The organism is Citrobacter sedlakii NBRC 105722 (assembly GCF_000759835.1).
GTDB classification, from domain to species: domain Bacteria; phylum Pseudomonadota; class Gammaproteobacteria; order Enterobacterales; family Enterobacteriaceae; genus Citrobacter_A; species Citrobacter_A sedlakii.
On record NZ_BBNB01000002.1, the window covers coordinates 455,517 to 480,324 of the forward strand.

Genomic DNA, 24,808 nt, shown 5'->3' on the forward strand with positions numbered 1-24,808 from the left:
TTTTGAGAAAGTGGACTGCTATGTCATCACGTCGCAATGGAAGCCAGTCGTTACATCGCCTGCTGGGTCACTGGCAGGAGACATCTTCACGTACGCCGCTGTGGCGACAGTTGGCGGAAGCGCTGCGTCTGCTGATCCTTGACGGGCGTCTGGCGCTAGACAGCCGCTTGCCTGGCGAACGCGAACTGGCGTCAGTGCTGGATGTGAGCCGCACCACCGTTGCCAGCGCGCTGGCGCAACTACGTGAAGAGGGATATCTGGACATCCGTCACGGCAGCGGGTCGCGGGTGATTTTGCCAACGCATATTCGCGACGTGCCCACGCGCTCGGCGACGCCCCTGGCGGTTGATCTTTCCACGGCGGCGCTGAATGCCGGACCTGAAATCCATCAGGCTTACCAGGAGGCGCTGCGCGCCATGCCGCCCCACTTGTTGACCTCCGGCTATCAGCCGCAGGGGCTGCTCTCCCTGCGCGAGTCTGTCGCCCGGCACTATGCGTCGCGAGGACTGCCGACCCATGCTGATGAAATCATGGTAGTGAACGGTGCGGTCAGCGGCCTGGCGCTGATCCTGCGTTTAATGACCGGGCCAGGCGACCGCGTACTTGTCGATCATCCCACTTACCCACTGGCCATTGCCGCGATTCAGGGCGCCTCCTGTCGACCGGTTGGCGTTTCGTTACCGGAGCAGGGCTGGGATACCGCTGGACTGGCAGCCACTATCGCACAGACCTCTCCCAGGCTCGCTTATCTGATGCCGGATTTTCATAACCCCACCGGGCGGTGCATGGATGAGCCGACGCGCCAGATTGTCGCCGACATTGCGGCCACAACCCACACAACGCTGGTCATTGATGAAACGATGGTGAATCTGTGGTACGACGCCGCGCCGCCGCCTCCACTGGCGGCTTATCATCGCCATGCGCCGGTCATTCTGCTGGGTTCGGCAGGAAAAAGTTTTTGGGGCGGCTTGCGGCTGGGATGGGTGCGCGCGCCAGCAAGAACCATCGCTGCGCTGGTGCAAACGCGCGACACGTTCGATCTCGGCTCGCCGGTGCTGGAACAGCTCGCCACCACGTGGCTTCTCGATAATGCCAGCGCCTTTTTACCCCAACGCCGACAGCAACTGGCGGAACGACGCGCATTGTGTCAAACGCTTATGCGCTCGCATTTTCCGGAATGGCGCTTTCAGACGCCGCAGGGAGGACTTTCGTATTGGGTGGAACTGCCGGACGCGCTGGCGACGCAGTTCGCCACGCGCGCGGAGAGCGCCGGGATACAATTGGGAACAGGCACCCGCTTCGGTTTAGCAGGCGCGTTTGATCGCTTTTTGCGGATGCCGTTCGCGCTGCCGGAAGAAGGCTTGCGCGAAGCTTTTCGAACCTTACAGCCGCTCTGGGAGAGCCTGCGCATGCAGTCAGCAGGCAGTAAAGTTCGCAAAATTATTTAGTATTGACGCGGTACCGGAAAGCCTTTCAGGGAGATGATAAAATCCTCACCCTCTTTCTTGATTCTGGCGCCCGCGTCGCACCAGTCTGAGGCAATACGGAAAAACTCGTCGCTGCCGACGTTCCAGTGTAAGCGAACATGTTTCACGTAGCCTGAGCGCAATAATTCACAGGCTTCACTGTAGTTACTGGCGGTGGAAAGCGTTTGCTGTTTCATTTTTTCTTCTTCAGTAATCTGCGCAATGCTTTGATTTCTTTCGACGTCAGCGGTTCGACTTGCGACTCGATCGTGTGCTGGCTGTCGATCTCATCTGCGCAGACGTCGCCTTCTGCTGCCGCCCCAAAGGCGCTAAGCAGCAGTTTTTCTGTCGTGATACTCAAATTTTCGTTGTTCGTTTCGGCGTGCTGGCGAAGTTTCTCTTTCACCGCCTCATCGATTTTGACATTTAGTACCGCTGTAGCCATCGTAAAATCCTTGTGTGCAAGCAGGCAAAACACGGCGTAGCCGCAAACGCGCCGGTACGACGTGGAAAGAAAGAGGGGATTATGTTTTAACTTCCCGACAACACTCTGCCAGTTGTTCATTACAAAAAAATGACGAATTCATGACAAAATGAAGAAGTGAGACGGCGGGCTACTTCGGACGGCAGAAATGGGTGGGGGCCCTGCCAGCTACATCCCGGCACACGCGTCATCTGCCTTGGCTGCTTCCTTCCGGACCTGACCTGGTAAACAGAGTAGCGTTGCGGGAGAACCAACAGAGCCCCCATTGAGAGCGTTGTTAACCAACGCGCAGGCGCATTATCACTGCTGCCCCGGCCAATTGCAAGCCGTCGGGCGTCGGATGCTGGTTTCTTGCGCAATGGCGCTTCACCCGCCGCCGTTTCGGGATTATCCTGAAGGATTACCGCAGGAAGAAATAATGGACAGAGAAGACACTTTTCCCCAACGAGTCTGGCAAATCATTGCCTCAATACCTGAAGGATTCGTCACCACCTACGGTGACGTGGCAAAACTTGCCGGTTCGCCGCGGGCTGCGCGCCAGGTAGGCGGCGTCCTCAAACGCTTACCCGAAGGCAGCACCCTTCCCTGGCATCGGGTGGTTAACCGACACGGCGCGATCTCGTTATCCGGGCCGGATCTTCAGCGTCAACGTCAGGCATTATTATCAGAAGGGGTTCAGGTGTCCGGAAGCGGGCAAATCGATTTGCAGCGTTATCGCTGGAACTACTGACCCTCTCCGGGCGGAGAGGGTCGTTTTACGTCTTAATACTGCGTAGGTGCTGGTACGGCAGAAGAAGGCGTCACCTGTGTCGGCGACGTCGACGGCACCGTTGTGGTTGCGCCGCCGCTGGCCTGAACAGGCACTGCCGTCTGCTGGACAGGGACCAGCGTCAGATCGGCTTTCGTTCCGCCCTGGTTGATAACCGGCTGAACGGTATCGGTGATAAAGACCAGTTTGTCGTTCACAGTGATGGCTGCGCTCAGCAGAATGCGGGCATTCGGCTTGATATCGGCCGGGTTAAACGGCAGTACGAAGCTGAACGGCGCTTGCTTCCCTTCGGTTCGTACCGCTTTTTGCGACAGCACCTTAGACGGCGCATCGGCCAACGAAGCGTCTGACAGGGTAACGGTCAGAACAGCGTCAGGCGGCAACGCCACTTTCTGACGGATCCATACGGTACCTGAAACATTAGGTTGCTGAATAGTGGACTGTGTGGCAGTAATGGAAGTGTTCGGGTTTGGCGCAGGCGTCTGAATGTCCGCGCTTTTATCCGCGCAGGCAGCCAGGGACACCGCAACCGCTAAACCACTTACTATGTGCACGAGTTTCATTCAATTCTCCTTATCATCAATGCACCAGCAGGCCTTTCCCCCCGCCGGAAGAGTGGTTAACAAATACATAACGTCAATAAGTGTGGCACATATCACTGATTTTTGCCTGGATTAAGCCTTTTATTCAGACTATTGCACCCATCGGACCACTTAATAAATTGCGTTATACTCTGCCTATCTCGCTTCGGCGCCGTTGTTACCTGGAGAGCATGTATGAGTCAGGCACTGAGTAATTTGCTGACATTATTGAATCTGGAAAAAATTGAGGAAGGACTCTTTCGGGGCCAGAGTGAAGACTTAGGACTGCGCCAGGTCTTTGGCGGCCAGGTTGTCGGTCAGGCGCTGTATGCCGCTAAAGAGACCGTACCGGAAGAACGCCTGGTTCACTCTTTCCACAGCTATTTTTTACGCCCCGGCGACAGCCAGAAACCGATTATTTATGATGTGGAAGTGCTGCGCGACGGCAACAGTTTCAGCGCCCGCCGCGTTGCCGCTATCCAGAACGGCAAGCCTATTTTTTATATGACCGCGTCGTTTCAGGCGCCAGAAAACGGTTTTGAACATCAAAAAACCATGCCGCACGCCCCCGCGCCAGATGGCCTGAAATCAGAAACCGAAATCGCCCAGTCGCTGGCGCATCTGCTGCCACCGGTGCTGAAGGATAAATTTCTCTGCGACCGCCCACTGGAGGTGCGACCGGTTGAGTTCCACAATCCGTTGAAAGGCCATGTGGCCGAACCCACCCGTCAGGTGTGGATCCGCGCTAACGGCACGCTGCCGGATGATATCCGCGTGCATCAGTATCTGCTGGGCTACGCGTCGGATCTTAATTTTCTGCCGGTTGCGCTACAGCCGCACGGCATTGGTTTTCTGGAAAAAGGGATTCAGATCGCCACCATCGATCACTCCATGTGGTTCCACCGTCCCTTTGATTTGAATCAGTGGCTGTTGTACAGCGTGGAAAGCACCTCGGCGTCCAGCGCCCGGGGCTTTGTACGCGGTGAGTTTTATACCCAGGACGGCATATTGGTCGCCTCAACCGTGCAGGAAGGGGTGATGCGCAATCACAACTAAACCGGCAGACGCCGTATGCGGTTGATAACGCACGCAGGCCCGGTCAGCAATACGCTGCCGGGCCCTGACGTTACGCGTTATACGCGTTCTCGCCGTGGCTGTTGACATCCAGCCCTTCGCGCTCTTGCTCTTCCGGCACGCGCAGCCCTACGGTCATATCCGCCAGCTTGTAACCGATGAACGCCACCACGCCGGACCAGACGAGGGTGATGGCAATACTTTCCAGTTGTACCAGCACCTGATGCCCCATCGTTACGCCCTCGGCGAACCCCACGCCGCCCAGCGCGCTGGAGGCGAATACGCCCGTCAGAATACAGCCGACGATCCCGCAGACGCCGTGAACGCCAAACACATCGCACGGGTCGTCAACTCGCAGCAGACGCTTCAACATGGTTACGCCCCACAGCCCGGCTAGCCCGGCGACCACGCCGATGATTAACGCGCCGCCTACGCCGATATAGCCGCAGGCAGGCGTTACGCCAACCAGACCGGCAATCGCACCGGAACAGGCGCCCAGCAGAGAAGGTTTACCGCGCAGCGCCCACTCCCCGAAAATCCAGCCGAGGATTGCCGCCGCCGTTGCGACAACGGTATTGACGAAGGCCAATGCCGCAATTTCATTCGCCGCCCCGGCAGAGCCGGCGTTAAAACCAAACCAGCCGATATAAAGGATCGCCGTGCCGGTAAACACCATCGGCAGGTTGTGCGGTTTAAACGCCTCTTTGCCAAAACCGACGCGTTTGCCAATCAGGTATGCGCCCACCAGCCCGGCAATCGCCGCGTTAATATGCACCACGGTACCGCCGGCGAAGTCCAGCGCGCCATGTGACGCCAACAGGCCTCCGCCCCACACCATATGGGCGATCGGAATATAGGAGAGCGTCAACCAGACCACCACAAAGATCAGCACGGCAGAGAAACGGATACGTTCCGCCAGCGCCCCGACGATCAACCCGACGGTGATACAGGCAAACGAGCCCTGAAAAGCAACGTGAATATACTGGTAGATACTGCCCATCACGGCGGTCAGCTCAATGTTCTTGAGCATCACCCAGTTAACATTACCGAAGAAGTTGTTCCCTTCGCCAAACGCCAGTGAATAGCCAAATACCACCCACATAATACACACCAACGCGAAGGTGACCGTCACCTGCGTCAGCATCGACAACACGTTCTTACCGCGGATCAGACCGCCATAGAACAGGGCAATGCCGGGAATGGTCATAAACAGCACCAGCGCGGTGCAAATCATCATAAAACCGTTGTCCGCTTTTTCGGCAACTGCCGGAGCAGCCGCTGCCAGCCCAGGCAGCATCGCCAGTGAAGCAAGGCCCGTTTTCATCGTTGCTATCTTCATTTTGTCGTTTCCCGTTACTGTGTGCCAGGCGTTACAGCGCCGCTTCGTCGGCTTCGCCGGTACGAATACGAATCACACGCTGCAGCTCAGCGACGAAAATTTTGCCGTCGCCAATTTTTCCGGTGTATGCCGCTTTACTGATGACATCAATCACTTCATCAAGCTGGTCGTCGGCAATCGCCACATCAATTTTCACTTTGGGCAGGAAATTGACGCTGTATTCCGCCCCGCGATAAAGCTCAGCATGACCTTTCTGCCGCCCAAAGCCTTTCACTTCGGTGACGGTCAGTCCCTGAATACCTATAGAAGAGAGCGCTTCGCGAACGTCTTCCAGTTTGAACGGTTTGATTACCACGGTAACCAGCTTCATAGATCCCCTCCAGTCAGAATTCGGTAATGGCGCTGCTACACGTATACGTGATTGCAAGGGTTATGCCAGAAATGAAAATTCCCCGAAGAGCGGCCTGCGGCTGGCGAAAGAATTGATGTGAAAAGGGGCGAGGCGAAGCGAGAAAAGAAAAACGCACCATGGCAGTGCATGATGCGTTACATTTTTGCACCACCGCCGTCGGGGCTAACGGCGTCGGTGCATCAGGCGGGTTGCGACTCTTCCCGCACGCTGGCCGCCAGTTCCTCTCCGGCGAGCTGGAGCTGATACATCTGCCAGTAGCGTCCCTGCGCGGCGAGCAGTTGATGATGGGTCCCGCGCTCCACCGCTTGTCCGCGATGCAGCACCAGAATGGTATCCGCTTCCACGATAGTTGACAGTCGATGAGCGATCACCACCAGCGTGGTATGTTCGCGCACCGCCGCCAGCGCCCGCTGAATTGCCTGCTCAGTGCCCGAGTCAATGCTGGCGGTCGCTTCATCGAGAATTAAGATTTGCGGCGTCGCGACCAGAACCCGCGCCAACGCAAGCAGCTGTTTTTGCCCGACGGAGAGGTTATTTCCCTGCTCGCCAAGACGGGTATGGATACCTTCGCTCATGCCGCGCGCCAGCTCCGCGAGCTGCACGGTTTCGAGCGCCTGCCAGACCTGCTCCTCGGAAATATCCCGTCCCAGGGTAACGTTGGCAAGGAACGTATCCGCCATCACCACCGGATCCTGCTGCACCATCGCCACGCCCTGGCGTAACGCACCGTGACTGAGCGTACTCAGCGGACGGCCATCAAGACGAATTTCGCCGTGGCGAAGGGGATAATAGCCCATCAGCAGGCTGGCAAGCGTGCTCTTGCCGCTGCCGGTGTGCCCCACCAGCGCCACAAAACTGCGCGACGGCACTGAGAGGCTGATGTTTTGCAGCACCAGATTATCATCGCGATAAGCAAACGAAACATCGTCGATTTCGATCTGCCCGGATGCCAGCGGACGAGCGTCCTGACCGTAACGCTGACGCGGGCCGTCCATCAGTTCAAACACGCGTTCACCCGCCACTACCGCCTGTTGCAGCATCGACTGCTGCGTAGTGAGTTCAATTAGCGGTTCGTTCAGGCGCCCCAGATAACTGATGAAGGCGTACAGTACGCCGACTTCAATAGTGCCGACAGAGGTAAAGCTGAATAGCATCAGCAGCCCACAGAGAATCAACGCTGAAAACAGGCTCAACAGAGGACGCAATAAAAAGCCGTCCAGACGCAGTGTCTGCATCCGCGCCATATAATGCGATCGGCTGGCCTCCCCCATTCTTTCACCAAAACGCGCCTGCTGGCGGAATTGCTGAATGACACTCATGCCGTTGATGACTTCGTTAAAACCGTCGTTAATATCGGCGAGATAAGCGCGTACCCGGCGCACTATCGGCGTGCTGTAGCGCTGGTAGATCACCATCACCACCAACACGGCCGGGAAAATCAGGATCGCCACCAGCGCCATACGCCAGTCAAGACTGAACATCGCCACCAGCATCGCGCCAATCAGCGCCGCGCTGCGCAGCACGGTCGCCACCACCGTGACGTACAGATCGCGAATGACTTCGGTGTCATTGGTGACGCGTGAAATCAGTTGGCCGACGGGTTGGGTGTCAAACTCGCTTAGCGGCTGTCGCAGCGCGGCGTCCATCACGTCGGTACGCAGTTGCTGAACCACCCCGACTGCGGCGCGGTTAAACAGCAGCGACTGCGCGTAATGCAAACTGGCGGCCAGGATTTGCAAGCCGAGATAAGCGGCTATCAGCCCGGCGACAATGCCGAGCGGCAGCGTGTTTTTCGCCACCATATTGTCGATAAAATAACTGATCAACAACGGGCCGCTGACTTCCGCCGCCGCCGCAATCCACAGCATCACGACCGCGATACCCAGCGGTTTACGCCACGGAGATCCGTAGGCCAGCAGGCGCTTGAGGGTCGGCCATAACTGCCCGAAACTACGCATTCGCCGTCTCCTCATCGTTTTGCGGCGCATCGTCCAGCGCGGCTTCCAGTTGCTGGTAACGGTACATGTCGCGATACCAGCCCGCCTGCTGAACCAGCGTCTCATGGTCGCCACGCTGCACGATATGACCATGCTGCATAACGATGATTTCGCTCGCTTCGGTCAGCGCCGACAGTCGGTGCGCGCTGATAATCACCGTGCGCCCTTCTCCCCACTGGCGCAGGTTATGCAGGATCTGATGCTCGGTGCGGCCATCCACTGCCGACAGCGCGTCATCAAGGATCAGAATTTCGGCATTCAGCAGCAGCGCTCGCGCAATGGAGATGCGCTGTTTTTGCCCGCCAGACAGCATGACGCCGCGCTCGCCCACCTCGGTGTCATAGCCCTGCGGCAGACGCAAAATATCCTCATGAACGCTGGCAAGCCGCGCCACATGCTCAATGTCCTGCTGCGTGGCGTTCGGGCAGCCCAGCGCAATGTTATTGGCCACGGTATCGGAAAACAGAAAAGGCGTCTGGCTAACCACCGCCAGGCGGCTGCGCCAGCTGTCCAGTTGCAAACGCGGCAACGGAATGTCGTGAAAACGCACGTCCCCCTGGGTAATGTCGAAATGACGCTGAATCAACGACAGCACCGTACTTTTGCCCGCGCCGGTGGGCCCGCAAATGCCAAGCATCTGCCCCGGTTGAAGGCGAAAAGCCACGTTTTCCAGCGCCGGATGCGAGGTGTGGGGATAGCTGAACTCACGTATCGCGACCGCCAGTTCTCCCCGCCCTTCCGGCACCGGTTCCGTGCCGTCGTTAACTACCGGCGCTTCGGCCAGCATCGCGCGAATGCGGCTGTATGCCGCGCTGCCGCGCTCGACGATGTTGAACATCCACGCCAGAGCCAGCATTGGCCATATCATCAGCCCGAGATACATCATAAAGCTGGTTAATTGTCCCAGCGTCAGAGCGCCCTGGACAACCATCCAGCTGCCGCCGCCAATCGCCAGCAGGTTCGCCATCCCGATGGCGATGTAAATCGTGGGATCAAAGCGCGCGTCAATGCGCGCCACGCGCATGTTTTTCTTACCGGTGTCGTCTGCATCGGCCGCAAACAGCGCCGACTGGCGATCCTCCAGACCAAAGGCTTTGATCATGCGGATGCTGGTGAGGCTCTCCTGGGTACGGTCATTCAGGCTGGAGAAAGCAGCCTGCGCCAGGCGAAAGCGATCGTGCAACTTATCGCCGTAGCGCTTAATCATCAACGCCATAACCGGCATGGGCAACAGCGCTAACAGGGTCAGTTGCCAGCTGATCTGCGTGGACATCACGATCAGCACTGCACAGCCCATCACCAGCGAATCCACCAGCGTCAGGACGCCTTCGCCTGCGGCGAACACTACGCGATCCACATCGTTGGTGGCGCGCGCCATCAGATCGCCGGTACGGTGGCGCAGATAAAATTCAGGATGCTGACGGCTCAGCTGACGGTAGTAATCTTCCCGCAGTTCCACCGCAAGCTGGTAAGACGCGCCAAACAGCAGCACGCGCCAGACGTAGCGCAGCAGATACACCACTACGGCAATCAGGGCGATGGTGCCAATCCACATCAGCACCCGCTGCGTCGTAAAGTGCTGCGCGGTGACGCCATCCACGACAATGCCCACCACCTTTGGCGGAATGAGCTGAAGAATGGCGATGATAATAAGCAAGGCAACAGCGCCGAGGTAGCGACGCCACTCCCGGCGAAAATACCAGCTTAATTGAGCAAATAATCGCACGCGTTATGTCCTGACCTGATTTTCCGGCTCATCGTCCGGGAGGGTTATTCAATGGGTAAAGCGGTAGTGTATTTAATCTGTTCCATCGCGAAACTGGATGTCACATCGGAGAGGCCCGGCACGCTGTTCACCAGGCGCTTATAGAAATCATCGTAGCGTTTCATGTCGGCCACCTGTACCCGCATCAGGTAGTCGTACTCCCCGGCCATGCGCCAGAAGCCAAGCACTTCGGGCATCTCGCTGACCACCGTCACGAAACGGCAGTACCATTCACTGCTGTGGTGCTGGGTTTTGATCAGCACGAAGGCGGTTAATCCCAGCCCCAGTTTTTCCGGGTCCAGCAACGCGACTTTGCCCAGCAAAATGCCGTCGTCTTCCAACCGTTTGAGGCGCTTCCAGCAGGGTGTGGTGGTCAGATTAACGGCATCCGCCAGCGCCTGCAAAGAGAGGGTGCAGTCTTGCTGCAACAGCGCCAGTAGCTTGCGGTCAATTTTATCTAACATATCGACGTCTCAGAGAACAATTTTCTCCATTCATTCTATTTTAAAGGTCAAATAGCAACAATTTTTTCCGTGCTTTTCGCTACGCTTGGCACAAAATGACAAATGGATATTAATGATGAATAGTGCATGGGTTAAAAACGCCATCAATGAAATCAACGCGGATTACCATCGCTCCGCCGATACTCACCTTATTCGCTTGCCGCTGCCTGCCTTTCCGGGTATCCAGCTGTATCTTAAAGATGAAAGCACGCACCCGACCGGCAGCCTGAAACACCGGCTGGCGCGCTCGCTGTTTCTCTACGGGCTGTGCAACGGCTGGATCAAAGAAGGCACTACTATTATAGAATCCTCTTCGGGATCGACCGCGGTTTCTGAAGCCTATTTCGCTCGCCTGCTGGGGTTGCCGTTTATCGCCGTCATGCCATCCTGTACGGCAAAGCGTAAGATTGAGCAGATTGAATTTTACGGCGGTCGCTGTCATTTCGTCGAAAGCGCGTGTGAAATTTACGCCGCCTCGGAGCAACTGGCGCGTGAGCTGAACGGTCATTACATGGATCAGTTCACCTATGCTGAACGCGCCACCGACTGGCGCGGCAACAATAACATCGCCGACAGTATTTTCCGCCAGATGCAGTGCGAACCGAACCCGGTTCCCGCGCACATCGTTATGAGTGCGGGCACAGGCGGCACTTCCGCCACTATTGGACGCTATATTCGCTGTCAGGGCTATGCGACCCGTCTGATGGTGGTTGACCCGGAAAATTCGGTATTCCTCCCCTACTGGCAAAACCGTGACGCCACGCTTCGCAGCCCGACGGGCAGTAAAATCGAAGGCATAGGCCGTCCGCGCGTGGAGCCTTCTTTTATTCCGGACGTGGTGGACGAAATGCTGCGCGTGCCCGATGCCGCCAGCGTGGCAACCGCGCACTGGCTGGAAACCCAGCTCGGTCGTAAGGTTGGGGCTTCCACGGGAACCAATATGTGGGGAATGCTGCACCTTGCCGCCAGAATGCGCGACGCGGGTGAAACCGGTTCACTGGTGACGCTGTTATGCGACAGCGGGGAGCGGTATCTGGACACCTACTACCACCCCGAGTGGGTAAAGGCGAACATGGGCGATTTGACGCCGTGGCAGGATGCGCTTGCTCAGTTGCTACGCCTTAAATAAAAAAACGGGCAACGTGATGCTGCCCGTTGCCGGAAAGGATCTCTCATTCGGGGGAATAAGGTAGATGCGGATTGTCCAGCCAATGTGTCAAAAAGTGTGATACCGCCTGATTACGGCAGTGGCCAATAACCGGCAGATGCGGCAGCTCGGCAATCAACTGCGGCATCGCATTGCCCATAATCAGGCCATGACCAACGCTACCGAGCATTTCACGGTCGTTCATCGCGTCGCCGAACGCCATGCATTCCGCCATCGTCAGTCCAAGGTGCTGACTCAACACTGTCAATGCGGAACCTTTATTACAGTTCACCGGCAATACTTCCAGGCAATCAACGGCAGAGAAGCACAGATGCGCCCGTGGGCCTAACGTTTCATGCAACTGCGTTTTCAGTCGCGACAGATCGTCATGATCGCCGCAGAAGCAAACCTTGGTGACTTGATCCGCCGGGAGACGTTTGATATCGACGATCTGGTAGCGAAAGCCGCTGTAGACGTGGGCCTGCAGGATCGCCGGAATGTCCTCGCCGGTAAACCAGCCATTGTCGTTAAAAACATGCATACTTGCCCGGGTGTCCCACTTCTGCTGCAGGACGATTTGCGCGACCGCCGGATCCAGATCCTGTCGATGCAGCACCTCCCCTTCCAGCGAATGAATGCGCGTACCGTTGCCGGTAATTAAAAACGCCTCCAGCGAAACGGCGCCGAGAATATGGCGCATTTCCAGCACGTGACGCCCGGTCGCAAAAGCCAGCGTGATGTCACGTTCACGCAGGCGGGACAACGTGGAAATCGTTTCCTCACCCAGCAGGTGGTTTGGCATCAGCAAGGTGCCATCCATATCAAATGCAGCCAGACGAGCCATCTCTTTCTCCACTCTGTGACGGGGTTAACTTGTGGATGAGTATCACCTGATATATACGGAAGTAATAGTGAATAGATAATCTGAATTGTTCCGGGTTTTTATGCGACTTCTTAATCGTCTTAATCAATACCAGCGGCTGTGGCAACCTTCTGGCGGCGAACCGCAAAGCGTGACCGTGGGCGAACTGGCGGAGCGCTGCTTTTGCAGCGAGCGTCACATCCGCACCCTGCTACGTCAGGCGCAGGCGGCGGGGTGGCTTGTCTGGACGTCGCAGTCCGGGCGGGGTAAGCGCGGATTGCTGCGTTTTTTGGTGACGCCGGAATCGCTGCGCACCACGATGATGGAGCAGGCACTGGAAAAAGGGCAACAGCTTAGCGTACTGGAGCTGGCGCAACTGGCGCCCGGCGATTTGCGCGCCATGCTCCAGCCTTTTATGGGGGGTCAGTGGCAGAATGCGACGCCAACGTTGCGAATTCCCTATTATCGCCCGCTGGATCCGTTGCACCCTGGCTTCCTGCCTGGCCGCGCCGAACAGCATCTGGCAAGCCAGATTTTCTCGGGTCTGACCCGCTTCGACAGCGAGACGCAGCAACCCTGCGGCGATCTAGCGCACCACTGGGAGATTTCCCGCGACGGCTTACGCTGGGATTTTTATATCCGATCCACGCTGTACTGGCACAACGGCGACCCGGTGGCAACCACGCAGTTACACCAGCGGCTGTTGATGCTGCTGGCGCTTCCGGCGCTGCACAGGCTGTTTATCAGCGTCAAGTCGATAGAAGTGACCCATCCGCAATGCCTGACGTTCACCCTTCACCGCCCGGACTTCTGGCTGGCGCACCGTCTGGCAAGCTACTGTAGCCATCTGGCGCATCCGGAACAGCCACTCGTCGGCACCGGGCCGTTTCGCCTGACGCTTTTTACTCCGGAACTGGTGCGTCTGGAAAGCCACGACCATTACCATCTTACGCATCCCCTGCTTAAAGCCATTGAATACTGGATCACACCACAATTGTTCGCGCAGGATCTGGGCACCAGTTGCCGTCACCCGGTGCAGATCACCATTGGAAAACCAGAGGAACTCGCCACGGTAAGCCCGGTCAGTACCGGAATCAGCCTGGGCTTTTGCTACTTAACGTTGAAAAAGAGCGCAAGATTATCCCTGCACCAGGCGCGTTGGCTGGTCGAACTCATCCATCGTTCTTCGCTGCTTGAGACGCTCGATGTCGGCGAGAATTTAATCACGCCCAGCCGCGCGCTGCTGCCAGGCTGGTCGATTCCACGCTGGCAAGGGCTTGAGGAGGTTGCGCTGCCAAAAACCTTGACCCTGGTCTACCATCTGCCAGTGGAACTGCACACCATGGCCGAACGCTTGCGCCTGACTCTGGCGGATCTGGGCTGCGAACTGACGTTAATTTTCCACAATGCGAAAACCTGGGAGGGCTGTCATCTGCTTGCCGAAGCGGATCTGATGATGGGGGACAGGCTGATTGGCGAAGCGCCAGAATATACCCTCGAACAATGGCTGCGCTGCGACGCGCTCTGGCCACATGTGCTCGACGCGCCTGGGTTCTCGCACCTACAGGCGACACTGGATGCGCTGCAAATTCGCCCCGAAGAAGCGCATCGGCACGCCGCGCTCCGGCAGGTTTTCACCACTCTGATGAATGAGGCGACGCTGACGCCGCTGTTTAACTATCATTACCGCATCAGCGCTCCCCCAGGCGTGAACGGCGTGCGCCTGAATCCGCGCGGCTGGTTTGCCTTTACGGAAGCCTGGCTGCCGCCGCCGGGGCCGTGAAGTCGCTGGTCGGCGCGCATTTCAGGCGTTAACATAATGGTTTTGTAGATTTACGGAAAATACCATGAAACGTGCCGTCGTTGTGTTCAGTGGAGGACAAGACTCCACCACCTGTCTGGCGCAGGCGCTGCATCAGTATGATGAAGTGCATTGCGTGACCTTTGACTATGGTCAGCGCCATCGCGCTGAGATCGATGTGGCCCGTGAACTGGCCCTGAAACTGGGCGCCCGTGCGCACAAAGTGCTGGATGTGACGTTACTCAGCGAACTCGCCGTCAGCAGCCTGACGCGCGACAATATCCCGGTACCGGATTACGAACCGGAAGCAAACGGGATCCCCAATACTTTTGTTCCCGGACGCAATATTCTGTTTTTGACGCTAACGGCCATTTACGCCTATCAGGTGAAGGCAGAAGCGGTGATCACCGGCGTGTGTGAAACCGATTTTTCCGGCTACCCGGACTGCCGCGACGAATTTGTGAAAGCACTCAATCACGCGGTTAATCTTGGCATGGCGAAGGACATTCGATTTGAAACGCCGTTAATGTGGATTGATAAAGCTGAAACCTGGGCGCTGGCAGACTACTGGGGCAAGCTGGATCTTGTGCGTCATGAAACACTGACCTGTTATAACGGCATTAAAGGCGACGGTTGCGGCCAGTGCGCGGCCTGTCATCTTCGCGCCAACGGTCTGCACCATTATCTGGCTAATAAGCCTGCGGTAATGGCGGCGATGAAACACAAAACCGGTTTACAATAACGCCTGTAGCATGGCCGGATGACGAAACGACGTGTCGTGTCCGGCCTACGCCGTCTGATGCGCAGGCCGGATACGCGAAGCGCCATCAGGTACGCTTCGCGGTTTTCTACTGGACCATTTGCTCCAGCTTATCCCGCAATTCCCCTTCCAGCGGTAACGCTTTCTGTGTTTTCAGATCGATGCAAACGAAGGTGATCAGCGCATCGGCCACCACCTGCCCTTCTGGTTCAAGCGTGATGACCTGGCTCAGAATACCGCTTTTACCGTTTAACTGTTGGACCTGACTGGTGACGGTCAACAGATCGCTCAGCACCGCCGGACGGCGATAATTAATATTGATATTTACCACCACGAAGGCGATGTTGTGCGCCGTCATCCACTGAAAGCTGTCGCTGTTTTCCAGCCCGTCCCAGCGGGCTTCTTCAAGGAATTCCAGATAGCGGGCGTTATTCACATGTTGGTAAACATCGAGATGATAACCACGGACTTTGATTTGTGTTTGCATAGCGCTGAAACCTTAATTTATCGTTATAGGTATGACAGAAGTAAAGAGGTCATAACTGGTATGACCTCCGTAATCCTGGCAAATTTTAGCCACTACGCAAGTGCTTAAAGCGTCAACGCTGACAGATTACGTTCAACTAACGCGCTACCCATGCCCGGCACCTGCTTGAGATCGTCTACCGTTTTAAAAGGACCGTACTCTTCGCGATAGCTGACGATCGCCTGTGCTTTCTTCAGCCCGACGCCGTTCATCGCGCGCGCCAGCTCCTCTGCCGTTGCGGTGTTAATGCTGACCCGGGTACCGTCTTCGTCGCTGGCTTTCACTGGCGCCGCCGCTTTGTTTTGCGCAGCGGTATGGGCTTCCGCTTTGTTTTCCGCCACCGCGCCCTTTGTTGCTGGCGCGGCGGCCAGCGCGCTGTGCGTCATGCCCGCGCAGGCTAAAGAAAGGGTAATGAGTAGCGCTTTGAATCCGTGTTTCATACTGTTTCTCCTTGTTTGTTAACAGTGAAAGCACAATAGCGGGACGGCAGAAAGCGAACAAACGGCAAAGTTCAGAAATGGAAAAGGCCGCGAAAGCGGCCTTTTGGTGTTACAACTGTTGAGCTATTTTTTGCGAGACATCTCGATGATTAAGGCTGTTGCTCCATCGCATCACCGATTTTGATCTTCGCTTCTTTACGCAGATTGCTCATCAGCGCTTCAAACACAATCTGCGCATTGTTCTGGGTGATACCCTGAACCATCGCCTTTTTCTGATCTTCCGGCATGGAGCCGGCTTTCACTTCGTCCAGCGCCAGGATCACGACGTTACCCTGCATGTCGTCAGCAATGCCATAGCTTGGTTTATCTTTGGCTGGCAGGCTCAGGCCAAACGCCGCCTGGCTAATCGGATCCTGTCCCGTACGGCTCAGGGTTTTCGATTCACCAAAGCGCAGGCCCGCCGCTTTCATCGCTTCTGCGCCTTTTCCTGCTTTCAGATCAACCAGCAGTTTTTCCGCGCTCAGTTTGGCCTGCTGCGTGGCTTTTTCATGTTTCACTATTTCAGTGACCTGATCTTTTACCTCAGCCAGAGGCTTCACCGCTTCCGCTTTATGCTCGCTAATGCGCAGTACAAACGCACGATCGCCGTCAACGGTGATGATATCGGAGTTTCTGCCCGGCGTGCCGTTTTCACCTACCAGCGAGCCGTCAAAGATCGCGTCTGACACCGGTTTAAAATTGAGTTCTTCAGGCAGACTGTCGCGGCTAAACCAGCCCGTTTCCACCGCTTTCACACCGGCGACTTGCTCAGCGCCCACCAGCGATTCGGTGTCATTGTTCGCCGCGTCGCTAACTTTCTGCTGCAAGGCGAAAAAGGCGTCGATCGCTTTTTCCTGTTTCACTTTCGCGGCAATGTCATCACGTGCTTCGCTCAACGGTTTGACCTTCGCCGGCTGGACGTCGTCAAGACGCGCCACCAGGAAACCGACGGAAGATTTGATTACGCCGGAAAGCTGGCCTTTTTCTTTCAGACCGGCATTTTTCAGTTCGTCAGGGATGGTTGATTCTTCCAGCCAACCCATGTCGCCGCCGTTACGGGCTGAGATGATATCAGCCGATTTTTCTTTCGCCAGCGCTGCAAAATCACCGCCTTTATTCAGCGCGTCCAGCACCGCTTTGGCTTCATCTTCCGTTTTGGTCTGGATGATGCTGTAACGGGTGCGCTGCGGCTGAGTGAATTCATCCTGATGCTGATCGTAATAAGACTGGATGTCTGCATCGCTCACCGGTTTTTGCATCGCCGCAGCGTCGAGCTTGATATAGCTGACGCGGAACTGTTCCGGGGTCATGAAGCTGTTTTTGTGCTGCTCGTAATAGCTGCTGACATCCTGTTCGGTCACCTGCTGCTTCGCCGCCAGCGTATTGACGTCGATAGTGGCTTCACGCACCACGCGCTGCTGAGCCACCAGCGCCGCCAGTTCGTCTGTTTCGCCTTTGAGCATAAAGTCGGTACCCGCAACGCCGCTGATCAGCTGCTGGGTAGTCAGTTGATTACGCAGCGCCTGGGCATACTGGTCCGCGGTCATGCCCATCTGATTAATAATCGCGTTGTAGCGATTGTTATCAAATTTACCGTCAACCTGGAAAGCGGGCGTAGTGAAAATCGCTTGTTTAACCTGTTCGTCGCTGATGCCAAGTTTGAGTTCGCGCGCGTACTGGTCGAGCAGCGCTTCGTCGATCAGGCGATTCAGCGTCTGCTGGCGCAGGGTTTTCATATAGCCTTCATTGGCGGCCAGTTCTGAATACCGATCGCCAAGCTGTTGCTGCATGCGATTACGTTCGCTGTTGAACGCATTCTCAAACTGCCCACGGCTGATTTCCTGGCCATTCACTTTAGCGGCGTAGTTGTTGCCTCCGCCAATCAGGTAACCACTCACGCCGGTCAGAATGAACGACACGATAATGATTCCGAAAATAATCTTGAGCACGAGACTGTTAGCAGCCGTGCGTAAGCTGTCCATCATGGTGTAACCACACTCCGCTGTAGGTGACTATACACTGCACGCAGCATAGTGTTTCCTGAACGCTGCGCATAAAGGCCTATTGTGACAAGAAACAGGGGCGATTGTCAGCCCACAACGTATAGAAAATCGGTTCAATAATAAAAAAGGCACATCAGATGATGCGCCCTTGTACTGGATCCTGTTCCCCTGAAGGGAATACGCTTAGTTTACAGCGTCTTTCAGTGCTTTACCTGCACGGAAGCCAGGAACTTTCGCCGCAGCAATGGTGATCTCTTTACCGGTTTGCGGGTTGCGACCAGTACGGGCAGCACGCTCTTTAACGGCAAAAGTACCAAAACCTACCAGCGCAACGTCATCCCCTTCTTTCAGAGATTCGGTAACAGATGCAATAATTGCATCTAACGCACGTCCAGCCGCAGCCTTAGAGATATCAGCCCCTGCAGCAATTTTGTCGATCAGTTGAGATTTATTCACTCTTCTCTTCCTCATTATAATTTATATCGCACCTGAGTCCTTCAAAGTGCGACCGCGCAGCAGTTATATCAGGCCTGCCATGCCCTTACAACACCCGTTAATGATGGCAAGCCTAATCCGTCATCTAAATTAGCTATACAAAAAAAGGCTGGCAAGCCCGAAATGGCCTGCCAGCCCTGTTTTTATTAGTGCTCTTTGCGCGAGGTCACTATTTTGCGGTTACAACCTGCATGCCAGACGGCTCATTTTGCAGCGCAAGGGTCAAAACTTCCTCGATACGTTTCACCGGATGAATGTCCAGATCCGCAATCACGTTATCCGGAATCTCTTCCAGGTCACGTTTGTTCTCGTCAGGAATTAAGACCGTTTTAATGCCGCCACGGTGTGCCGCCAGCAGTTTTTCTTTCAACCCGCCGATAGGCAACACCTGGCCGCGCAGGGTGATCTCACCGGTCATCGCGACATCGGCGCGTACCGGGTTACCGGTCAGACAGGAGACCAGCGCAGTACACATTGCGATACCGGCGCTCGGGCCGTCTTTCGGCGTCGCGCCTTCCGGTACGTGAACGTGGATATCGCGTTTTTCGTAAAAGTCCGGATTAATACCCAGTTTTTCCGCGCGCGCGCGTACCACCGTCAACGCTGCCTGAATGGACTCCTGCATCACCTCGCCCAGCGAACCGGTATAGGTGAGCTTACCTTTACCTGGCACGCAGGCGGTTTCAATGGTCAGCAGATCGCCGCCCACTTCCGTCCACGCCAGACCCGTGACCTGGCCCACACGGTTTTCGTTGTCCGCACGGCCATAGTCAAAGCGCTGAACGCCCAGGTAATCGTGCAGGTTATCGCCGTTGATCACGATATGCTTCAGGGACTTGTCCAGCAGCAGTTGCTTCACGGCTTTCCGGCACAGTTTAGAGATTTCACGCTCCAGGCTACGTACGCCCGCTTCACGGGTGTAGTAACGAATAATGCCGATAATGGCGCTATCGTCGACCGTCAGCTCACCTTTTTTCAGCGCGTTACGCTCGATCTGCTTCGGCAGCAAATGCTGCTTCGCGATATTCAGTTTCTCGTCTTCGGTGTAGCCAGACAGACGGATCACTTCCATACGATCCAGCAGCGGCGCCGGAATGTTCATCGAGTTAGACGTCGCGACAAACATGACGTCGCTGAGGTCGTAGTCCACTTCCAGGTAGTGATCGCTGAACGCCACGTTCTGCTCGGGATCCAGCACTTCAAGCAGGGCGGACGCCGGATCGCCACGCATGTCCGAAGACATCTTGTCGATCTCGTCAAGCAGGAATAGCGGGTTTTTAACGCCCACTTTGGCCATTTTCTGGATCAGTTTACCCGGCATAGAACCGATGTAAGTCCGGCGGTGACCGCGAATTTCCGCTTCATCGCGCACGCCGCCGAGCGCCATACGGATGTATTTACGCCCGGTCGCTTTCGCGATGGACTGGCCCAGAGAGGTTTTACCTACCCCCGGCGGCCCAACCAGACACAGGATCGGTCCTTTAATTTTGTTCACACGGCTCTGCACCGCGAGATACTCGAGGATACGGTCTTTCACGCGCTCAAGGCCGTAATGATCGGTATCAAGAATTTCCTGCGCCTGACGCAGGTCTTTTTTGACTTTGCTCCGCGCATTCCACGGAACCTGCACCATCCAGTCGATATAGCCGCGCACAACGGTCGCTTCTGCCGACATCGGAGACATCATTTTCAGCTTCTGCAGCTCCGCTTCCGCTTTCTCTTTCGCCTCTTTCGGCATTTTCGCCGCGTCGATCTTGCGCTTCAGCGCTTCGTTTTCGTCCGGGGCATCATCCATTTCGCCAAGTTCTTTCTGAATGGCTTTCATTTGCTCATTCAGATAGTACTCACGCTGAGATTTCTCCATCTGCTTCTTAACGCGGTTGCGGATACGCTTCTCAACCTGCAGCAGATCGATTTCGGACTCCATCATCGCCATCAGATATTCCAGACGCTCGTTCACGTCGGACATTTCCAGCACGGACTGTTTGTCCGCCAGCTTCAACGGCATATGCGCCGCGATGGTATCCGCCAGACGCGCCGGGTCGTCGATGCTATTGAGCGACGTCAGCACTTCCGGTGGGATTTTCTTGTTCAGCTTGATATAGCCTTCGAACTGGCTGATTGCCGTGCGCACCAGCACTTCCTGTTCACGCTCGTCGATGGCCGGTGAATCAAGGTATTCCGCTTTCGCAGAGAAGTGTTCGCCGTTATCAGACAGCGCAGAAATACGTGCACGCTGTAACCCCTCGACCAGCACTTTTACCGTGCCGTCAGGCAGTTTCAGCATTTGCAGAATAGAGGCCACGGTCCCGACGGTGAAAAGATCGTTTACACCCGGCTCATCCGTTGATGCTTCTTTCTGGGCGACCAGCATGATTTTTTTATCATGGTCCATAGCCGCTTCCAGACAACGGATAGATTTTTCCCGCCCTACAAACAAGGGTATGACCATGTGCGGATAAACCACCACATCGCGCAACGGCAATACGGGGATTTCAATGCGTTCAGAACGCTCAGGATTCATAGAGCTCTCTCTTAGTTTAGTGTCCGCCAGGTAATCAGGTGACACGCTGTGCTTCATCTCACCTTTAACATGTATGTCAGTATATGGGGATGTTTCCCAGACATTCAACGGCAGGATTCAGGAAAAATAAAAGGGGAGATAAAATCCCCCCTTTTTGATTAACCAGTTGTATATTTTGGCTAATTATTCGCCAGATGCCTGCTGCGCTTCCGGCTTGCCGTAGATCAGTAACGGCTTGCTTTGACCGCCGATGACCGACTCGTCAATCACCACTTTTTCGACGTCTTCCATAGAAGGCAGATCGTACATGGTGTCGAGCAGCGCGGCTTCAACGATGGAACGCAGACCACGGGCGCCTGTTTTACGCGCCATCGCTTTCCTGGCGATAGCATCCAGCGCTTCGTCACGGAATTCCAGATCCACGCCTTCCAGGTTAAACAGCGCCTGATACTGTTTGGTCAGGGCATTTTTCGGCTCTTTGAGGATCTGAATCAGCGCTTCTTCGCTCAGTTCGCTCAGCGTTGCCACGACCGGCAGACGACCGATGAACTCCGGGATCAACCCGAACTTAATCAAATCTTCCGGTTCGACCTGAGAAAGCAGCTCACCTTCGCTGGCTTTGTCGGATTTGCCTTTCACCGTCGCGCCAAAACCAATACCAGAGCCGGTTTCAACACGGTTCGCGATCACTTTATCCAGACCCGCGAACGCGCCGCCGCAGATAAACAGGATTTTCGAGGTATCAACCTGCAGAAACTCCTGCTGAGGATGTTTGCGTCCGCCCTGCGGCGGAACCGCGGCGACGGTCCCTTCGATCAGCTTCAGCAGCGCCTGCTGCACGCCTTCGCCGGAAACGTCACGGGTGATGGACGGGTTGTCAGATTTACGGGAAATCTTGTCGATTTCATCGATATAGACGATACCCCGTTGAGCTTTCTGCACGTCGTAATCACACTTCTGCAGCAGCTTCTGAATAATGTTCTCAACGTCTTCCCCCACATAACCGGCTTCGGTCAGGGTGGTGGCATCCGCCATGGTGAACGGAACATCCAGCAGGCGCGCCAGCGTTTCGGCCAGCAGCGTTTTACCGGAACCGGTGGGACCGATCAGCAGAATGTTACTTTTACCCAACTCGACGCCGTTACTGGTGTCGCCGTTGCGCAGACGTTTGTAGTGGTTGTAGACCGCAACCGCCAGCACTTTTTTCGCCTGTTCCTGGCCGATAACATAATCGTCAAGATGGTTGCGAATTTCATGCGGCGTCGGCAATGCGCTGCGTTCGCGGTGCGGCGCCACTTCTTTAATTTCTTCGCGAATGATGTCGTTACATAAATCGACGCATTCGTCGCAGATATACACCGATGGACCGGCTATAAGCTTACGCACTTCATGCTGGCTTTTGCCGCAAAAAGAGCAGTACAACAGTTTGCCCGAGCCATCTTTGCGTTTATCTGTCATGAGTTAAAACCTCTTTCTTTGTTCTTTGTGCCGCACACGACGACGCAAAATGCCATTCTCAGGCGCAAGTCGCTTAGTCGCGTTGTGCCGCCTTTCATTAGTATATACACAAAATCATCCACGCTACATGAGGCAAACGCCCGTAGAATGATGAGTGTCGCGGCACGCTTGCGCCCGGGGCATCAATTACGATGGGTCAAAATCGAGTCGACTAAGCCGTACTCTACCGCTTCGGAAGCAGAGAGGAAGCGGTCACGCTCTGTATCGCGTTCAATCTGCTCAAGAGATTGACCCGTATGGTGCGCCATAAGTTCATTCATGCGCCCTTTCACTTTTAAAATTTCACGAGCATGAATTTCGATGTCCGTCGCCTGGCCCTGATAGCCGCCCAGCGGCTGGTGGATCATGACGCGAGAATTCGGCAGACAGAAGCGTTTACCTTTCGCCCCTGCGGTCAGCAGGAACGCGCCCATAGATGCCGCCTGCCCCATACAAATGGTGCTGACGTCCGGCTTGATAAACTGCATAGTGTCGTAAATAGACATCCCTGCGGTAATCACGCCGCCTGGGGAGTTAATATACAGGTAGATATCTTTTTCCGGGTTTTCCGCTTCCAGGAACAGCATCTGCGCCACAATCAGGTTAGCCATATGGTCTTCGACCTGGCCGGTCAGAAAAATGACGCGTTCCTTAAGTAGACGAGAATAGATATCAAATGAGCGCTCACCGCGTGAGGTCTGTTCAATGACCATCGGCACCAGCGCCATATGGGGTGCAAAGTTATCTCGTTCGCCGCTGTATGACATTTCCGTCTCCTGGATAAAATTTGAAAAAACCTGCTGTACCGATTGTAACCTTATGGACGGATTATCAGCTAGTCCCTCTGTTATGGGTACGGCATCGCTATAATTCAAGCATAACAATCTTTTGCTTTAACGCTAACACCGAAAAACGCTTTTTCGCCCTCTCGCTGCAAAAGGTCCGGCAAAAAAAAGACCCGCCACCAGAGGGGTGACGGGTCCTTGTGCGAATGTCACGCGATAGCGCGAAATTACGCCTGCTGGTTCATCAGCTCGTTGAACGTTGTGGCTTTTTCAGTCACTTTCGCTTTCGCCAGAACGGCTTCAACAGCCTGCTCTTCCAGCGCAACGTTACGCATGTTGTCCATCAGCTCTTTGTTTTTGCTGTAGAACTCGATCACTTCTTTCGGATCTTCGTACGCAGAAGCCATCTCTTCGATCAGGCCTTTTACGCGCTCTTCGTCAGCTTTCAGCTCGTTAGTGCGAATCACTTCGCCCAGCAGCAGGCCAACAACGACGCGGCGTTTAGCCTGTTCTTCGAACAGTTCGCGCGGCAGTTCCAGCGCTTGTTTCTCGTTGCCGCCGAAACGCTGAGCAGCCTGGCGACGCAGTACGTCGATTTCGCTGTCGATCAGAGCGGAAGGAACGTCAATGTCGTTCGCTTTCACCAGACCTTCGATGGCCTGAGATTTAACACGGTTACGTACAGCGCCTTTCAGTTCGCGCTCCATGTTCTTGCGCACTTCGGTACGCAGACCAGCAACGGAACCATCTTCAACGCCGAAACGCTTGATGAATTCTTCAGTCAGTTCCGGCAGCTCGCGCTCTTCCACTTTCTTCAGGTTGATCGCGAACTTCGCGGCTTTACCTTTCAGGTTTTCAGCGTGGTATTCTTCCGGGAAGGTGACGTCAATGGTGAATTCTTCACCGGCTTTGTGACCTTTGATACCGTCTTCAAAGCCCGGGATCATACGTCCCTGGCCCATTGCCAGGACGAAGTCAGACGCTTTTCCGCCTTCGAATTCTTCGCCGTCTACAGAACCGGTGAAGTCGATGGTCACGCGATCTTCTGCATCAGCAGCGCCGTCTTTGTCTTTCCAGGTCGCCTGCTGCTTGCGCAGGGTGTCCAGCATGACGTCAACGTCAGCGTCGGTCACTTCAACCACCGGTTTTTCAACTTCGATAGCGTCCAGACCCGTCAGTTCAACTTCCGGATAGACTTCAAATTCTACAGAATAGGTAAAGTCTTCACCCAGCTTGTATTCGCCCGGAACGTAGTTCGGCGCGCCAGCCGGATTGATTTTTTCTTTGATGATCGCATCAACGAAGTTGCGGCTCATCAGGTCGCCCAGAACATCCTGGCGAACAGACGCGCCATAACGCTGAGCAACAACATTCATAGGTACTTTGCCTTTACGGAAGCCGTCAATACGTACTTTCTTCGCTACGTTGACCAGCTCGCTTTTCACAGCGGTCTCGATGCTGTCAGCAGCGATAGTAATCGTTACACGGCGGCCAAGGCCTTGAGTGGTTTCAACTGAAACTTGCATCTTGTTACCTCAA

At 55.4% G+C, this 24,808-nt stretch carries 23 protein-coding genes and 1 other RNA gene; 6 read left to right on the top strand and 18 right to left on the bottom strand.

Annotation, left to right across the window (positions count from 1 at the left end):
* Window positions 1-20 precede the first annotated feature (20 nt).
* Window positions 21-1,448, top strand: a complete 1,428-nt coding sequence (gene yczR, locus CSE01S_RS06530; RefSeq protein WP_042285864.1) for a MocR-like transcription factor YczR — start codon at window positions 21-23, stop codon at window positions 1,446-1,448.
* On the opposite strand, the gene CSE01S_RS06535 is transcribed toward yczR, so the two are convergent.
* The 3 genes from CSE01S_RS06535 to ffs form a co-directional block, all read right to left on the bottom strand.
* Window positions 1,445-1,663 carry a hypothetical protein gene (locus CSE01S_RS06535; protein ID WP_042285866.1) on the bottom strand — a complete coding sequence of 73 codons (219 nt, stop codon included), beginning with the start codon at window positions 1,661-1,663 and terminating at the stop codon, window positions 1,445-1,447. The two genes, yczR and CSE01S_RS06535, sit on opposite strands and share 4 nt — an antisense overlap.
* A complete protein-coding gene (locus CSE01S_RS06540; RefSeq protein WP_042285870.1) occupies window positions 1,660-1,911 on the bottom strand; it encodes a hypothetical protein in 252 nt (83 codons plus the stop codon). Before CSE01S_RS06540 ends, CSE01S_RS06535 begins: the two co-directional genes overlap by 4 nt.
* Before the next feature lie 198 nt (window positions 1,912-2,109).
* An RNA gene (gene ffs / locus CSE01S_RS22185) (signal recognition particle sRNA small type) lies at window positions 2,110-2,206 on the bottom strand.
* Between the two features lie 162 nt (window positions 2,207-2,368).
* Here ffs and CSE01S_RS06545 point away from each other — a divergent pair.
* Window positions 2,369-2,680: an MGMT family protein gene (locus CSE01S_RS06545; RefSeq protein ID WP_199956501.1), complete on the top strand. Its 312-nt coding sequence runs from the start codon at window positions 2,369-2,371 to the stop codon at window positions 2,678-2,680.
* A 32-nt stretch (window positions 2,681-2,712) separates the two neighbouring features.
* Here CSE01S_RS06545 and CSE01S_RS06550 read toward each other — a convergent pair whose 3' ends face one another.
* Window positions 2,713-3,282 carry a YbaY family lipoprotein gene (locus tag CSE01S_RS06550; protein WP_042285875.1) on the bottom strand — a complete coding sequence of 190 codons (570 nt, stop codon included), beginning with the start codon at window positions 3,280-3,282 and terminating at the stop codon, window positions 2,713-2,715.
* 213 nt (window positions 3,283-3,495) lie between these two features.
* On the opposite strand from CSE01S_RS06550, the gene tesB reads away from it, so the two are divergent.
* Complete coding sequence (gene tesB / locus CSE01S_RS06555) at window positions 3,496-4,356, top strand: acyl-CoA thioesterase II (RefSeq protein WP_042285876.1); 861 nt, start codon at window positions 3,496-3,498, stop codon at window positions 4,354-4,356.
* Between the two features lie 70 nt (window positions 4,357-4,426).
* On the opposite strand, the gene amtB is transcribed toward tesB, so the two are convergent.
* The 5 genes from amtB to decR all read right to left on the bottom strand — a co-directional run bounded on the left by amtB (window position 4,427) and on the right by decR (window position 10,351).
* Entirely contained in the window at window positions 4,427-5,713 is a 1,287-nt protein-coding gene (gene amtB, locus CSE01S_RS06560; protein WP_042285877.1) for an ammonium transporter AmtB, read from the bottom strand.
* 31 nt (window positions 5,714-5,744) lie between these two features.
* On the bottom strand, window positions 5,745-6,083 hold the full coding sequence (gene glnK, locus CSE01S_RS06565; RefSeq protein WP_002891893.1) for a P-II family nitrogen regulator: 339 nt from the start codon (window positions 6,081-6,083) through the stop codon (window positions 5,745-5,747).
* A 221-nt stretch (window positions 6,084-6,304) separates the two neighbouring features.
* The gene (locus tag CSE01S_RS06570; protein ID WP_042285880.1) at window positions 6,305-8,083 is read right to left on the bottom strand and encodes a SmdB family multidrug efflux ABC transporter permease/ATP-binding protein; all 1,779 of its coding nucleotides are present in this window, start codon (window positions 8,081-8,083) and stop codon (window positions 6,305-6,307) included.
* A complete protein-coding gene (locus CSE01S_RS06575) occupies window positions 8,076-9,848 on the bottom strand; it encodes a SmdA family multidrug ABC transporter permease/ATP-binding protein (RefSeq protein ID WP_042285882.1) in 1,773 nt (590 codons plus the stop codon). The genes CSE01S_RS06570 and CSE01S_RS06575 overlap by 8 nt, the downstream gene beginning before the upstream one ends.
* A 44-nt stretch (window positions 9,849-9,892) precedes the next feature.
* On the bottom strand, window positions 9,893-10,351 hold the full coding sequence (gene decR / locus CSE01S_RS06580) for a DNA-binding transcriptional regulator DecR (protein WP_042285884.1): 459 nt from the start codon (window positions 10,349-10,351) through the stop codon (window positions 9,893-9,895).
* Window positions 10,352-10,463: 112 nt separating this feature from the next.
* Here decR and CSE01S_RS06585 point away from each other — a divergent pair, with 112 nt between their 5' ends.
* Window positions 10,464-11,519 carry a PLP-dependent cysteine synthase family protein gene (locus CSE01S_RS06585; protein WP_084588982.1) on the top strand — a complete coding sequence of 352 codons (1,056 nt, stop codon included), beginning with the start codon at window positions 10,464-10,466 and terminating at the stop codon, window positions 11,517-11,519.
* 43 nt (window positions 11,520-11,562) lie between these two features.
* Here the strand turns inward: CSE01S_RS06585 and cof are convergent, their stop codons facing one another.
* Window positions 11,563-12,381: an HMP-PP phosphatase gene (gene cof / locus CSE01S_RS06590; RefSeq protein WP_042285890.1), complete on the bottom strand. Its 819-nt coding sequence runs from the start codon at window positions 12,379-12,381 to the stop codon at window positions 11,563-11,565.
* Between the two features lie 100 nt (window positions 12,382-12,481).
* Here cof and CSE01S_RS06595 point away from each other — a divergent pair, with 100 nt between their 5' ends.
* Together CSE01S_RS06595 and queC are read left to right on the top strand one after the other, a co-directional pair.
* Window positions 12,482-14,182 carry an SgrR family transcriptional regulator gene (locus CSE01S_RS06595; RefSeq protein WP_042285893.1) on the top strand — a complete coding sequence of 567 codons (1,701 nt, stop codon included), beginning with the start codon at window positions 12,482-12,484 and terminating at the stop codon, window positions 14,180-14,182.
* Between the two features lie 64 nt (window positions 14,183-14,246).
* Window positions 14,247-14,942 (top strand): 7-cyano-7-deazaguanine synthase QueC, encoded by a 696-nt coding sequence (gene queC / locus CSE01S_RS06600; protein ID WP_042285896.1) that lies wholly within the window; start codon window positions 14,247-14,249, stop codon window positions 14,940-14,942.
* 106 nt (window positions 14,943-15,048) lie between these two features.
* On the opposite strand, the gene fadM is transcribed toward queC, so the two are convergent.
* From fadM to tig, 8 genes are all read right to left on the bottom strand, one after another.
* Complete coding sequence (gene fadM / locus CSE01S_RS06605) at window positions 15,049-15,447, bottom strand: long-chain acyl-CoA thioesterase FadM (RefSeq protein WP_042285898.1); 399 nt, start codon at window positions 15,445-15,447, stop codon at window positions 15,049-15,051.
* A gap of 104 nt (window positions 15,448-15,551) precedes the next feature.
* The gene (locus tag CSE01S_RS06610; protein WP_042285900.1) at window positions 15,552-15,926 is read right to left on the bottom strand and encodes a helix-hairpin-helix domain-containing protein; all 375 of its coding nucleotides are present in this window, start codon (window positions 15,924-15,926) and stop codon (window positions 15,552-15,554) included.
* A gap of 149 nt (window positions 15,927-16,075) precedes the next feature.
* Window positions 16,076-17,950 (bottom strand): peptidylprolyl isomerase, encoded by a 1,875-nt coding sequence (ppiD, locus tag CSE01S_RS06615; RefSeq protein WP_042285902.1) that lies wholly within the window; start codon window positions 17,948-17,950, stop codon window positions 16,076-16,078.
* Between the two features lie 201 nt (window positions 17,951-18,151).
* Entirely contained in the window at window positions 18,152-18,439 is a 288-nt protein-coding gene (hupB, locus tag CSE01S_RS06620) for a nucleoid-associated protein HU-beta (RefSeq protein WP_233459101.1), read from the bottom strand.
* Window positions 18,440-18,632: 193 nt separating this feature from the next.
* Entirely contained in the window at window positions 18,633-20,987 is a 2,355-nt protein-coding gene (gene lon / locus CSE01S_RS06625; protein WP_042285905.1) for an endopeptidase La, read from the bottom strand.
* 183 nt (window positions 20,988-21,170) lie between these two features.
* Window positions 21,171-22,445, bottom strand: coding sequence for an ATP-dependent protease ATP-binding subunit ClpX (gene clpX / locus CSE01S_RS06630; RefSeq protein WP_042285907.1), 1,275 nt, complete (start codon window positions 22,443-22,445; stop codon window positions 21,171-21,173).
* A 182-nt stretch (window positions 22,446-22,627) separates the two neighbouring features.
* The gene (clpP, locus tag CSE01S_RS06635) at window positions 22,628-23,251 is read right to left on the bottom strand and encodes an ATP-dependent Clp endopeptidase proteolytic subunit ClpP (protein WP_003021624.1); all 624 of its coding nucleotides are present in this window, start codon (window positions 23,249-23,251) and stop codon (window positions 22,628-22,630) included.
* 245 nt (window positions 23,252-23,496) lie between these two features.
* Window positions 23,497-24,795 carry a trigger factor gene (tig, locus tag CSE01S_RS06640; protein ID WP_042285910.1) on the bottom strand — a complete coding sequence of 433 codons (1,299 nt, stop codon included), beginning with the start codon at window positions 24,793-24,795 and terminating at the stop codon, window positions 23,497-23,499.
* Window positions 24,796-24,808 lie beyond the last annotated feature (13 nt).